10 protein-coding genes are annotated in these 13,759 nt (G+C 63.4%); 5 read left to right on the top strand and 5 right to left on the bottom strand.

The features are described from left to right. Positions 1 to 46: 46 nt before the first annotated feature. From Q9246_RS16400 to Q9246_RS16390, 3 genes are all read left to right on the top strand, one after another. Positions 47 to 445 (top strand): hypothetical protein, encoded by a 399-nt coding sequence (locus Q9246_RS16400; RefSeq protein WP_306391709.1) that lies wholly within the window; start codon positions 47 to 49, stop codon positions 443 to 445. Positions 446 to 509: 64 nt separating this feature from the next. Beyond that, positions 510 to 2,825, top strand: coding sequence for a UvrD-helicase domain-containing protein (locus Q9246_RS16395; protein ID WP_306391708.1), 2,316 nt, complete (start codon positions 510 to 512; stop codon positions 2,823 to 2,825). A gap of 241 nt (positions 2,826 to 3,066) precedes the next feature. Beyond that, positions 3,067 to 4,446, top strand: a complete 1,380-nt coding sequence (locus tag Q9246_RS16390; protein WP_306391707.1) for a DUF4214 domain-containing protein — start codon at positions 3,067 to 3,069, stop codon at positions 4,444 to 4,446. Positions 4,447 to 4,539: 93 nt separating this feature from the next. Here Q9246_RS16390 and Q9246_RS16385 read toward each other — a convergent pair whose 3' ends face one another. Genes Q9246_RS16385 through Q9246_RS16375 form a run of 3 tightly spaced genes read right to left on the bottom strand, consistent with a single transcriptional unit; the run spans position 4,540 to position 6,843 of the window. Beyond that, positions 4,540 to 5,322: a BPSS1780 family membrane protein gene (locus Q9246_RS16385; protein ID WP_306391706.1), complete on the bottom strand. Its 783-nt coding sequence runs from the start codon at positions 5,320 to 5,322 to the stop codon at positions 4,540 to 4,542. Then, positions 5,323 to 6,279, bottom strand: a complete 957-nt coding sequence (locus tag Q9246_RS16380) for a homoserine kinase (RefSeq protein WP_306391705.1) — start codon at positions 6,277 to 6,279, stop codon at positions 5,323 to 5,325. It abuts the gene before it with no gap. A 60-nt stretch (positions 6,280 to 6,339) separates the two neighbouring features. After that, positions 6,340 to 6,843 carry a hypothetical protein gene (locus tag Q9246_RS16375; RefSeq protein WP_306398209.1) on the bottom strand — a complete coding sequence of 168 codons (504 nt, stop codon included), beginning with the start codon at positions 6,841 to 6,843 and terminating at the stop codon, positions 6,340 to 6,342. 196 nt (positions 6,844 to 7,039) lie between these two features. On the opposite strand from Q9246_RS16375, the gene polA reads away from it, so the two are divergent. After that, positions 7,040 to 9,811, top strand: a complete 2,772-nt coding sequence (gene polA / locus Q9246_RS16370; protein ID WP_306391704.1) for a DNA polymerase I — start codon at positions 7,040 to 7,042, stop codon at positions 9,809 to 9,811. A 29-nt stretch (positions 9,812 to 9,840) separates the two neighbouring features. Further along, positions 9,841 to 10,260 carry a PPC domain-containing DNA-binding protein gene (locus tag Q9246_RS16365; RefSeq protein ID WP_306391703.1) on the top strand — a complete coding sequence of 140 codons (420 nt, stop codon included), beginning with the start codon at positions 9,841 to 9,843 and terminating at the stop codon, positions 10,258 to 10,260. A gap of 46 nt (positions 10,261 to 10,306) precedes the next feature. Here Q9246_RS16365 and Q9246_RS16360 read toward each other — a convergent pair whose 3' ends face one another. Together Q9246_RS16360 and Q9246_RS16355 are read right to left on the bottom strand one after the other, a co-directional pair. Then, positions 10,307 to 11,314 carry a serine hydrolase domain-containing protein gene (locus tag Q9246_RS16360; protein WP_306391702.1) on the bottom strand — a complete coding sequence of 336 codons (1,008 nt, stop codon included), beginning with the start codon at positions 11,312 to 11,314 and terminating at the stop codon, positions 10,307 to 10,309. A 91-nt stretch (positions 11,315 to 11,405) separates the two neighbouring features. Continuing rightward, positions 11,406 to 13,646, bottom strand: coding sequence for a TonB-dependent siderophore receptor (locus Q9246_RS16355; RefSeq protein WP_306391701.1), 2,241 nt, complete (start codon positions 13,644 to 13,646; stop codon positions 11,406 to 11,408). Positions 13,647 to 13,759 lie beyond the last annotated feature (113 nt).

The raw sequence follows: 13,759 nt of genomic DNA, 5'->3' as shown, positions 1-13,759 counted from the left end.
TTCTGCCATGCGACGATGGGGCAACCACCACCACTTCGAGGCAAGCATGCGTTCATCTTCCATCAGCGGCCTGCGCCGCCGTCTTTGCCTGACCCTGCCATTCGGCGCACTGGCCGCCACGCTGGGCGGCGCCGCACAGGCCTTGCCGCGGCCGCCGTACCAGGTGGCGATGAGTCTCGACCTGCTGGGCGAGACCAGCAAGCCGGTGGCCCATGTCTTCCGCGGCGAGCGCGCGATGATCAGCGGGATGCATGGCGACACGCCATGGCGCCTCGAATTCACTATCAAGCACTACGATCGGCGCGAGCCGATGCAGGTGTTTACCAGGCTGACTGTCGCCGATGACATCGTCGCGGCGAAAACGCGCCACGTGAATCCCGGCCAGCGCGTCGTGGTGCGCGCGGACGACACCATGGACGTGGGACTGATCATCAAGATCGTCTAGAACGTCCGGGGGGATTGACCAAACTGGATGGGCATACAGTAAAACGCGGCGGTATAATGGCCGGATGCAGACCCTCCTTCACAACCTCAATCCCGAACAACTTGCCGCGGTTACACTGCCTTCGCAGAGCGCGCTGATCCTGGCCGGTGCCGGTTCCGGCAAGACGCGCGTGCTGACCACGCGCATCGCCTGGCTGATCCAGACCAACCAGGTGTCGCCGGCCGGCATCATGGCGGTGACGTTCACCAACAAGGCGGCGAAGGAGATGCTCACCCGCCTGTCGGCCATGCTGCCGATCAATACGCGGGGCATGTGGATCGGCACCTTCCACGGCCTGTGCAACCGCCTGCTGCGCACCCATTACCGCGACGCCGCGCTGCCGCAGACCTTCCAGATCCTCGACTCGCAAGACCAGCTGTCGCTGATCAAGCGCATGCTCAAGGCGCACAACGTCGACGACGAGAAGTACCCGGCCAAGAACCTGATGTACTTCATCAACAACGCCAAGGACCAGGGCCTGCGCGCCTCGCAGGTCGAGGCGTACGATCCGATCGAACGCCGCATGGTCGAGCTGTACGAGCTGTACGACCAGCAGTGCCAGCGCGAGGGCGTGGTCGATTTCGCCGAACTGCTGCTGCGTTCCTATGAACTGCTGGCGCGCAACGGCCCGCTCCGTCATCACTACCAGATGCGCTTCCGCCACATCCTGGTCGACGAGTTCCAGGATACCAATGACCTGCAATACAACCTGCTGAAACTGCTGGCGGGGCAGGGCGAGAGCGGCGGCGGCGCCATCTTCGCCGTGGGCGACGACGACCAGAGCATCTATGCCTTCCGCGGCGCCAACGTCGGCAATATGTCGGCCTTCGAGCGCGACTACCAGGTCAAGAACCTGATCAAGCTGGAGCAGAACTACCGCTCGCACGGCCACATCCTGGACAGCGCCAACTACCTGATCGCCAATAACACGAAGCGCCTGGGCAAGAACCTGCGCACGGATGCGGGCCAGGGCGAACCGGTGCGCGTGTACGAGGCCTCGTCCGACCTCGAAGAAGCGCAGTGGATCATCGACGAGGCGAAAAGCCTCATGAACGAGGGCATGCCGCGCAACGAGATCGCGGTGCTGTACCGCTCCAATGCGCAAAGCCGCGTGATCGAGCATGCGCTGTTCGCGGCCGGCATTCCCTACACGGTCTACGGCGGCCTGCGCTACTTCCAGCGCGCCGAGGTCAAGCACGCCATCGCCTACCTGCAGCTGATGGACAATCCGCACAACGATTCGGCCTTCCTGCGCGTGGTGAACTTCCCCACCCGCGGCATCGGCGCGCGCTCGATCGAGCAACTGCAGATGGCGGCCGACAGCTACGGCATCTCGCTGTACGCAGCCGTGCCCTACATGACCGGCAAGGCCGGCAACTCGCTCGGCGGCTTCGTCAAGCTGATCGAAGGCGCGCGCTTCGAGACCCAGCAACTGCCGTTGCCCGAACTGGTGCGCGTGGTGCTCGAACGCAGCACGCTGCTTACACACTACGCCAACGAGAAGGAAGGCGCCGACCGCATCGAAAACCTGGAACAGATGGTCAACGCCGCGACCCAGTTCGTGCAGGAAGAAGGTTTCGGTATCGGCGCGCCGGCCCACCTCGGACCGCCGTCGCAGGCCCAGGCCGGCGAGGCCGTGGTCTACCAGGACGGCATCGAGGTCATCGACGGCGGCGCGCCGCTGCCGACCGTGATGTCGCCCTTGTCGGCTTTCCTGTCGCACGCCTCGCTCGAGGCCGGCGACGCCCAGGCCCAGGCCGGGCAAGAGGCGCTGCAACTGATGACGGTGCACTCGGCCAAGGGCCTCGAATTCGACGCGGTCTTCATCACCGGCCTCGAGGAAGGCCTGTTCCCGCACGAGAGCAGCGCGCGCGAGGCCGAGGGCGTGGACGAAGAACGGCGCCTGATGTACGTGGCCATCACGCGCGCGCGCCGTCGCCTCTACATGAGCTTCACCCAGCAGCGCATGTTGCACGGCCAGACCCGCTTCAACATGAAGTCGCGCTTCTTCGACGAATTGCCCGAAGAAGCGCTCAAGTGGCTGTCGCCGCGCGTGCAGACCGCCTGGTTCGCGGGGCGCAAGCAGACGACGGCCTGGGACGACGCCAAGTTCCGCGAAGGCGGCAGCGACAACAAGATCGCGCAGCAGATCACGCAGAAGTCCGGCAATGGCACCGGCTGGCGGGTGGGCGAATCGGTATCGCACGCCAAGTTCGGCGAGGGTGTGATCGTCAATATCGAAGGCGGCGCCGGCGCGGCGCGGGCCCAGATCAATTTCGGGTCGGCCGGCATGAAGGTGCTGGACCTGTCGATCGCCAAGCTCGAAAAGCTCGGCCGTTGATCGATGCGCGCCGCTCATGGCGCGCACCTTTGCCAACGTTGGTCAACGCAAATGCAGTCGGAATTCAAACCGTCGACGTTAATCCGAATTCAATCTATCCCTACATTAGGCTTTAAAACCTGTCTATTCACCAACTGGTGAATAAAGCGATTTAACGTTGTCGCACGGCGACAGGAAACGGTATCGGTTGAATTTTCTTTAATCGAATTCTAGACTCGTGGTTTCTATAAAGGAAACCATCATGGACAAGAAATCGTATCCTGTACTAGTGCTGACTTTGTCTTTAGCCATGACAGGATGCGGCGGCTCCGATCCGGTAACTGAAGGTGTCATGTCACGTTCAGCGGCAAGCGTTACCGTTGCGCCAGCCACGGATTACAACGAGCTGATCCAGCGCATTTATGTGGCTTATTTCGGTAGGCCTGCCGATGCGGAAGGACTTGCATTTTGGTCTAATGCTTATAGACAGGCTAATATACCTTTGGATATTGGGAGCCTCCTCACTGCATATGATAGTTCGCCGACGGTCAAATATTTAGTCGACATTTTCGGGAGAAGCCTCGAGTCCCAGGATCTTTATGATGACAACGATCATGCTGCGTTCGTAAATTCTGTTTATCGAAACTTGTATAATCGCGACGCAGAGCCTCAAGGCAGGGATTTTTGGACAAAAGCAATCACTGACGGGGTATTGACCAAACCGGTGGTTGCGCTGGCCATTATGGGTGGCGCACAAGGAACTGATTCCGAGTCGATTAGTAAGAAAGTCGCCGCGGCTTCTCATTTCACGAGCCTTTTTACGCCAGCCGATCTTGCCTCCGCATATAGCGGTAATGCTGCGATCAGCGTCGCGCGACGGACGTTAAACAAGATTACTGGCAGCACCACGGCGATTGATCTCGAAGAAATCGTTCGCTTATCGGTGCCGGAGGTCATAAGGGTGCCGACGCTTCCTGCCTACAAACTCGCCACTTATGCAGCAGGAGCAGGACGCGGGACGGTCACGCCTGTTTCTGGAACATTCCGTGAGGGCGAGCAGATAACGGTGCGCGCGCAGCCAGACTACTTTTCCGAATTTGCCGGCTGGAGCCAGCGATCGGTCTGTGCGGGTGGGCTGGGGGGATGCCGGGTCACGATCGAATCCGATACCGTCGCCGAGGCGCGTTTCGACCCCACGGAAGTATTCTTCGGTGGCGAGATGACGTTGAACGCATCGCGAGAAACCGACGACGGGCGCATATGTCGGTGGAACGTTGTGTGGGAGAAAATAGATGTTGTCATCCGCACTGCCTATACGGCTTCGGGCCGAACGAATACGCTGCGAGTGACCGGAAAGTTCGATGCGGCTCCTCTCACCGAGGATTGCGATCCTTCTTCGCAAACAATTGACAAGACATTCAATATTCCTCCAATCGGAAGAAGCTTCAATGAGACGGTGATGGTTGTGGATGGCGCTGGCGACCAATTGCTGACGGTCGCGGGCGAAGTGCCTGGTCCCGGTTACGGCAACATTCTTCCGGCCGGTCTTGTGACCATGAGCCTGAGGTATGCCAATGCCAAGAATGCCAAGGGTGAAGCCCACATCCCGATGTCCTTGCTCCACCGTCGGCGTGCTCGCTGAATGTCCACTCCCCGCTGGCCATGAGGGCATGTGCAGAATGGCCCTCGCGAAAGCTCGGCCGGGCCAGGTTAAAGGCCTCGGGCGGACGGCAGCTTATTTCTCGAGGCTGACCCTATTGTCCGGGCCGCCATCCTGCGGCTTGCCAAAGATCTCCCGATACCCCGCATACATCGCGCACTGCAGCAGCAGGATGAACAAAAAGATCACCCACATGATCACCACCCGCGCCAGGTTGTTCCCGCCCAGCAGCATGGCGATCACCATGCACACCGCGAAGAAGATCGCGAACCACGCCAGCAGCAGCACCAGGAACACGCCGGCGCTGCGTTTCACCGCAAAGAAGCTGTAGAACACGGCCTTGAACGGCGGCATCTTTTGCCAATAGGTGAGCGGGGCGGCAAAGCACAGCGACACCAGCGCCGCCACGTCGATCGCGAAGATCAGGAACATCGCCATCACATCCGATCCCGCCAGCACCGCCGGGGTGCCGGTCGAGCCTTGGGCCCGCACCTGTTCCCAGAACCCAGGATCGACGGCGAAGCGCGTGATCAGCGCCAGCACCAGCGAGACGCCCAGGTAGACCACACCGACCTTGCACAATTCGCGAAACACCGGCTTGCGAAAGCCCGTCAACAGCACCGCGGGCGAGACCCGCTGCCCGCTCTCGATCATCGAGCAGGCCATCATGAAGGCCATCGAGAACGCCGGAATCAAGACCACCGCCACCATCGGCCCCAGCAAAGGCACCGCGCTGATCAGGATGCTGATCAGGATATTGGCGAACAGCAGCGTGGTCAGGGCCGCGGGTTGTTGACGGAACAGGCTGGCGCCGCGTTTAAGCCAGATCCAGCCGGTGATAGCAGGCAAATTGTTCATTTAGGGCAAATTAGGCGCCGGGCAAGCGATGCGTTCGCGCAGGATGCGTTCGAAATGGGTCGGATCGTGCGGGGTCAGTAGCTCGGCCGCACGGGGAAGATGCAGATCATACAGGCGCGACAGCCAGAAGCGAAGCGCCCCGGCGCGCAGCATCGGCTGCCAGGCGGCGCGCTCGTCCGGCGTGAACGGCCGCACCGCATGGTAGGCATCCAGCAGCGCATGCACGCGCGCCTCGTCGAGCTTGCCGGTGGCCAGGTCGATGCACCAGTCGTTGACGGTCACGGCGACGTCGTACAGCCAGGTATCGACGCCGGCAAAATAGAAGTCGAAGCAGCCACTCAGGCGTTCGCCTTCGAACATCACATTGTTGCGGAACAGGTCGGCGTGCACCGGCCCGCGCGCCAGCTTCGGATAGACCGGGCCGGCCGCGAACGCCGCCTGGTAGTCGACTTCAGCGCGCAGCAGCGCCGCTTCGTCCCCGTCCAGGAAGGGCAGGACGGCCGGGGCGGTCGCCACCCACCAGTCCAGGCCACGCAGGTTGGGCTGGTGCAGGGTAAAGTCTTGCGCCGCCAGGTGCATGCGTGCCAGCATGCGGCCCACTTCGGCGCAATGCACCGGTTGCGGATCAAGCTGGGAACTGCCTTGCAGGCGGCTGACGACGATGGCCGGCTTGCCCTGCAGCGTGACGACCAGTTCGCCGTCCGCATTGGCGACAGGCGCCGGCACCGGAATGCCGCGTTCGGCCAGGTGGGCCATCAGCTTGACGTAGAAGGGGAGCTGGTCGAAGCGCAGGTTCTCGAAGATCGTGAGCACGTACTCGCCGCGCTCCGTGCTCAAGAAGAAATTGCTGTTATCGATGCCGGAGGAAATGCCTTCGAGCCCGACGGCGTTGCCGAGCGGGTACTGCTTGATCCACTGGTGAAGGTCATCCAGCGAGACCGCGGTAAATACTGCCATGTGCTAGCAAAAGAGTAGGTGAGGACCCGCTGCCGCGGCGCGGGGCCGCGGCGGGCGCGATCATTGTTTGGTGGTCGGCTCCAGCGCGGGCGGCGGCGGCACGTCGGCGCGGGCGGGAACGCCCGGACGTGCGGGTGCCGGCGCGACCGGCTGCTCGGCTGTGTCCTGCTTTTTGGGATTGCCAAAGTCGAATTCCATCACCGTCCATTGTGGGGCACGGATATTGTTGCTGGTGGCATCGCCGGGTTGGGCATTGCCTGGAGCAACGTTGGGCTTCATGGTGTAGCGGCTCGGGCCGCTTTCAACGTCGACCTGGGTGACCGTGCCGTCGTTGCTGCGGCGCTCGGTAATCTTGGTACGCTCGCGCGGCGGAATCGTGGTGGCCGGCACGTCGCTGCCCGGCTCGATGCGTTCGAGCTGGGGCGGCGCTTCGCTGGGGCGCGTCTGCGTTTGCGGTGGGGTCGGTTGCGTCTGCGGCAGCGTTGCCTGCTGGGCCGCGGCGAAGCCGGCGTGGGCGAACAGGCAGAGCGTCAGGAGGGCAAAGCGGGGTGTCGAGCGCAGCATGATGGTCACCTAATGTCGTTTAGTCCATTGTAGCAAACAGCGCCACTTCCCTGTGAAAAGTGTACCGATCCCCATGATTGCAGGAAGGAATTTTGCCAGGGCAGAAGCGCGGCCATTCATGCGGATTCTGCGATAATGACGCTTACCCTGGCGCCACGGTTGGCGCCGCCTGCCGAATCCTGAATACCACCCCCTTATGGACAATACCCTGCTGCTCGTCGACGGTTCCAGTTATCTCTATCGCGCCTACCACGCGCTGCCCGACCTGCGCAGCCCGGACGGGTTCCCGACCGGCGCGATGCACGGCATGGTCAATATGCTGCGCCGCCTGCGCGCCGATTTCCCGGCGGCCTACATCGCCTGCGTTTTCGACGCCAAGGGCAAGACTTTCCGCGACGACCTGTATCCGGAGTACAAGGCGACGCGCGCCTCGATGCCGGAAGACCTGGGCAAGCAGATCGAACCGATCCACGAAGTGGTGCGCCACATGGGCTGGCCGATCCTGATGGTGGATGGGGTGGAAGCGGATGACGTGATCGGCACCCTGGCGGTGCAGGCGACGGCGCGCGGCATGAAGACCGTGGTCTCGACCGGCGACAAGGACCTGGCCCAGCTGGTCAACGACAAGGTCATGCTGATCAATACCATGACCAACGAGCGCATGGACGAAGCCGGCGTGCTGGCCAAGTTCGGCGTCGCGCCGAACCGCATCATCGACTACCTGACCCTGGTCGGCGACACCGTCGACAACGTGCCGGGCGTGGCCAAGTGCGGCCCCAAGACGGCGGTCAAGTGGCTCACCCTGCACGGCTCGCTCGACGGCGTGATCGAGAATGCCGCCAGCATCGGCGGCGCGGTCGGCGCCAACCTGCAGGCGGCCCTGGAGTGGTTGCCGAAGGGCCGCGAGCTGATCACCGTCAAGACCGACTGCGACCTGGTCAAGCACGTGATCTCGTTCGAAGAGTCGCTCGTCGGCCGTCCGGAAGACGCCGAGGCCTTGCGCGATTTCTTCCAGCGCTACGGTTTCAAGACCATGCTGCGCGACCTCGGCGGCGCCAAGGCCGGCGATGGCAGCGTGCGGCCGGCGGCGGGCGCGGCGCCGGGCGGCGGCCCGCTCAATTCGCCGGAAGGCGCGGCGACCCTGGCCGGCATGCCGGTCATCAAGGGCGAATACGAGACCATCCTGACGGATGAACAGTTGGATCAATGGCTGGCGCTGGTCGACGCGGCCGCATTGACCTCGGTCGATACCGAAACCACTTCGCTCGACCCGATGACGGCCGAGATGGTCGGCATCTCGCTGTCGGTCGAGGCAGGCAAGGGCGCCTACATCCCGGTGGCGCACCGCTATGCCGGCGCGCCGGACCAGCTGGGACGCGAGCATGTGCTGGAAAAGATGCGCGCCTGGCTGGAGAATCCGGCCAAGCCGAAAGTCGGCCAGAACCTCAAGTACGATATGCACATCTTCGCCAACCATGGCGTGACCCTGAAAGGCATCGTGCACGACACGCTGCTGCAATCGTATGTGTTCGAGTCGCACAAGCCGCACGATATGGACACGATGGCGATGCGCCACCTGGGCTACACCACGATTCCGTATGTGGACGTCTGCGGCAAGGGCGCCAAGCAGATCTGCTTCGACCAGGTCGAGCTGGCGCGCGCCACCGAGTACGCCGGCGAGGATTCCGACATTACCCTGCGCCTGCACCAGAGCATGCTGCCGGAAGTCGAAAAGGATGCCGGCCTGACCCGCATCTACCGCGAGATCGAAATGCCGACCATGGAAGTGCTGCACAAGATCGAGCGCAACGGCGTGCTGATCGACGGCGCCCTGCTCGACGTGCAATCGGCCGAACTGGGCAAGCGCATGCTGGAGCTGGAGCAGCAGGCCTATGAGGCGGCCGGCGGCCCGTTCAACCTGGGTTCGCCGAAGCAGATCGGCGAGATCTTCTTCGGCAAGCTCGGCCTGCCGGTGATCAAGAAGACCGCGACCGGCGCGCCATCGACCGACGAAGAGGTGCTGCAGAAGCTGGCCGAGGATTATCCGCTGCCGAAGATCCTGCTCGAGCACCGCGGCATGTCGAAGCTGAAGTCGACCTATACCGACAAGCTGCCGAAGATGGTCAATGCGAAAACCGGCCGCGTGCACACCAATTATGCGCAGGCAGTGGCCATCACCGGCCGCCTGTCGTCGAACGAACCGAACCTGCAGAACATCCCGGTGCGCACCGCCGAAGGCCGCCGCATCCGCGAAGCCTTCATCGCGCCGCCGGGCAGCGTGATCGTGTCGGCCGACTATTCGCAGATCGAGCTGCGCATCATGGCGCACATCTCGGGCGACGCGGCGATGCTGAAGGCCTTCGCCGACGGCGAGGACATCCACCGCGCCACCGCCGCCGAGATCTTCGGCATTCCGCCAGCCGATGTGCAGAGCGAGCAGCGGCGCTACGCCAAGGTCATCAACTTCGGCCTGATCTACGGCATGAGCGCCTTCGGCCTGGCCGGCAACCTGGGCATCGAACGCGCGGCGGCCGCCAACTACATCGAACGCTATTTCGCGCGCTTCTCGGGCGTGAAGCAGTACATGGACAATACGCGCCTGGAAGCGAAGGCGCGCGGCTACGTCGAGACGGTGTTCGGCCGCCGCCTGTGGCTGCCCGAGATCAACTCGCCGAATGGCCCGCGCCGCGCCGGCGCCGAACGCGCGGCGATCAATGCGCCGATGCAGGGCACGGCGGCGGATTTGATCAAGCTGGCGATGATCGCGGTGCAAAACTGGATCGACAGCGATGGACTGGCCACGCGCATGATCATGCAGGTGCACGACGAACTGGTGCTCGAGGTGCCGGAAGGCGAGCTGGAGCTGGTGCGCGTGAAACTGCCGGAGCTGATGGCGGGCGTGGCGAAGCTCGATGTGCCGCTGCTGGCGGAGACCGGCGTCGGCAAGAACTGGGAAGAAGCGCACTAAGGGCGCACCGAGGTCGCCGGCCCGCTGTTATGCAAGCACTCCCTGTTCGCCTTCATCCGCAACAAGACCTGCGTAGCGCGCTCGATGCGATCCTGCGCGATGCCGGGCTTGGCGCGGCATTCGTCGTCCAGGGGATCGGCAGCCTGGGCGTCGCGCGGATACGGTTGGCAGGCATGAGCGATGCGCTCGAACTGCGCGGCGACCTCGAGATCCTGACGCTTGCGGGGTCCTTGTCTCCCGATGGGTCGCATTTGCATATCTCGGTCGCCGATGCGCAGGGGCGCGTTATCGGCGGGCATGTCGCCCCCGGCTGCATCGTGCGCACGACCGCCGAGATCCTGCTGGCGCTATTGCCCGGTTTTCGCTTCGCGCGCGAGCCCGATGCCGCATCGGGCTGGAACGAGCTGGCGATCCACGCGTCGGACGACGGCGATCCGGCGGCGAGGTAGGCTGGGTTGCCCGGCAGGGCGCTATAGCGCGTGTGTCAGAAAATGATCAGCCAAGTATTGCAGCCAGAATGCCTTCGATATTGGACTGCGCCGCTTCGCAATTCGCCAGCTGGATGATCGATATGCGGCGCGCCGGAATCCTGAGGATCAGCGTATCGAACCCCCATAGCCCGCCGCTGTGGAACACGACATCGTGGCCTGCGCGCTGGATCAGCTCCAGGCCAAAGCGGTAGGGCGGCACCGTCCCATCCAGCAGGGGCGATGGCTGCAGCATCGCGTGCAGCAGGCTCGATGGATCGGTCCACTGGCGGTGCCATTCTCTTTCCCACAGCATCAGTTCGCGCACGCTGCCGTACACACCGCCGTCGCCCACGGTGTTGGCATTGCCCAGGTGCTGCTTGTAGCCAAACGGGCGCGCAGGATCGGCTTCATAGCTGAACACCCGGTGCTCGATGATGCTGAAGCGATCCTCATCGAATGCGATGCGGCGCATGCCCAGCGGCGCGAACAGCTTCTCCCTTGCAAATCGCGCGAGCGGCATGCCGCCCAGGCGCTCGACCAGGGTGGCGAGCAGGATGTAGTTGCTGTTGCTGTAGCCGTATTCGGTCGAGGTCGGAAAGACCACCGTATCGAGACGGGCGATCAGCGCCAGGATCATCCGGTTGTCGAAGTAGTCGGCTTCGTGGCGCCCCAGCTGGCATGCGATGAACTGGAAATAGTCGGGGATGCCGCTGCTGTGATTGAGCAGGCTGCGCAGGGGGAACGGTTGCTCGAACTTCGCCAGTTCGGGCAGGTGGACACACACATCGTCGTCGAGCCCGATGACGCCCTCGCGCACCAGCATCATGACGCAGGCCGCGGTGAACTGCTTGGACTCGGAAGCGAGATAGTAGGCCGAATCGGCGGACAACGGCACCTTGAGTTCGAGCGACGCCATGCCGTGATGAAGCTCGAATACGGTCTCGCCGTCGCGAAGGACCGCGGCACTGAATCCCGGACCGTCCGGCGGCAAGGTCGATTGCAACTGCTTGAAATGATTGGCCAGCTTGTCCACGCAATCCCCTGTATCGTTCAAGATCAAAGGAAGAGTATAAGCCGCGCCGATGGAAAACCACCGTCGCGGCTTGCGTCTGGCGGCCGGCCCGTCAGAACGACGCGCGCAGCGTGGCCGATGCGGTGCGCGGCTCCGCGTAGTGCAGGCCGTTATAGAAGCCGACCCGGTTGTAGTAGATTTTGTCGAACACATTGCTCACATTGACGCTGGCCGTCAGGTGCTCGTTGATGCGGTAGCTCGCCATCAGGTTGGCGAGCCAGATCGAACCCTGTTCGATGCGCCCGGTCGCGGTGACGGGCGTGCCGTTGGCATTGAAGCTGCCGGTCGGTTTCTGCGCCGTGTTCCACAGATTGCTCTGCCAGTTCACGCCGCCGCCGACCGTGTAGCGGTCGTTGTCGCCGAAGCGGTAGCTGGTGAACACGCGCAGCAGGTTGCGCGGGATGACGGTATTGATCGGCGCGCCCGCCGCATTGCGTGGGCGGGTGTGGCTGTAGCCGGCCGACAGGTTCCACTGGCGCACGATCTGGCCAGAGGCTTCCACCTCGACGCCGTCGATCACATTGCCCTTGCCGGTGCTGCGGTAGGCCTGGACCGCGCCGGGCAGCGAATTCGGCGGCACGCTGTCGTCGATCTCGGCCACATTGTCCTTCTTGCTGCGGAAGACCGCCGCCGAGAAGTTCATGCGCCGGTCGAACAGCTCGGCCTTCACGCCGGCCTCGATATTATTGCCCTCGACCGGATCCAGGAACTCGTTATTCGCGTCGCGGAAGTTCTGCGGCTGGAAGATGCTGGTGTAGGCGGTATAGGCGGTCCACTGCTGGTTCAGGTCGAACAGCAGGCCGACGTAGGGCGTGACGATGTCGTCGTTGGTGAAGCCGGTGGTGGTGGTGGGGGCGCCCGCTTCGCTGAAGTTGCGGGTGCGGGTCGTGTACTTGCCATGGCGCGCGCCGACCACCGCCTTCAGTGCGTCGGACAGGTTCAGGCGGGTGGCCAGGAAGGCCGCCTTCTGGTCGACGTTGTTGATGCTGGTGGGGTGGGCACCGACCGTGCTCGGGAATTCGGGCACGTCGCCGGTCCAGGTCTGCCAGTTCGGGATTGCGCCGTAGCCCGCGGGCACCGCGCCGAGCGTGATGCGCGGCGAGATGGTTTCGCGGTCGGCCTTGCCCCAGCCGAAGACCAGGTCGTGGCGGCGGCCGAACAGGGTGAACTTGCCGTCGATGTTCAACTCGAGCACGTCCATCGTCTCGTCGGCCGGGAAGCGGCCGTAGGCGACCGTGATGCCGCTGCCGTCGGCGCGCGGATAGCCGCCATAGCCGAAGTACAGGCTGCCGTCCTGCACGCGGTCGGCCGTGGTCCAGCCGGCGCGCAGGCGCCAGTCGGCGTTGATGCGATGGTCGACGGTGGCGAAGGTCTTCTTCTCGTCCATATTCCACGAAGCCCAGGGCGTCGACAGGTTCAGGTCGTGCGGCATATTGGCCAGCGAGCCGTCGGCATTCCAGTAGGGGACCGTGCCCCAGGTCGAGCCGCGCGGGTCGGACTTCTGGCGCTCGTGGCCGAAGGCCACCGTGGTGCTTGAACCCAGGTCGGCCTCCAGGATGCCGTACAGGGCGCCCAGGTCCTGCTCGTACAGCGGGCGGAACGACTTTGCCTCTTGCTTGGCGGTGACGAAGCGGCCGCGCAGCTTGCCCTCGTAGGCGATCGGACCCGACACATCCAGTTCGGCGCGGCGCAGGTCATGCGTGCCGACGCGCACGGCCACGTTGCCCTGGAAGGTTTTGGTGGGGCGCTTGCGCACCTGGTTGATGGTGGCCGACGGATCGCCGGCGCCGGTGGTGAGCCCGGTCGCGCCGCGCACCACTTCGATGCGGTCGTAGACGACGTTGTCGCCATTGGCCTTGAGCGAGCTGCCGAACAGGTTCAGCATGCCGTCGACCTGGAAGTTGTTGACCGCATAGCCGCGCGCGTTATAGGTGACGCGCTCGGTGTCGTTGTAGTTGACGTAGATGCCGGTCACCTGCTGCATGGTCTCGGCCAGCGTCTGCAGGCCCTGTTCTTCCATGCGCTCGCGGGTCATGATCGACAGCGATTGCGGCGTTTCGCGCGGCGTGAGGTTCAGGCGCGCGCCGGTCGCCAGCGGGCCGGTGGTGGTGTACGAACCAGTGCCTTCGGTGGTGGCGTCGCGGGCGCCGGTGATCTTCACCTCGGGGACGGCGGATGGCACTTCGGGTGCTTCTTCTGCCATCGCATGCCAGGCGGGCAGGATGCCGAGGATGGCGGTGCTGAGTGTGTGGAGGGTGAGGGTGCGAGCGGTGCTGCGGGCGTGGCTGGTCATGGGCAAAGGTTTCTTGAAGTGAGAAGCAGTCATTATTTTTCAAATGAGAATTATAATGCGAATCATTCTCATTCATGAAGTATCCTTTATGCATATGTATCATTTCAACCACG

Source organism: Telluria beijingensis (assembly GCF_030770395.1).
Classification (GTDB): domain Bacteria; phylum Pseudomonadota; class Gammaproteobacteria; order Burkholderiales; family Burkholderiaceae_D; genus Telluria; species Telluria beijingensis.
The sequence above is the reverse complement of the archived record's forward strand: the minus strand, read 5'-3'. Positions and strand labels throughout refer to the sequence as shown.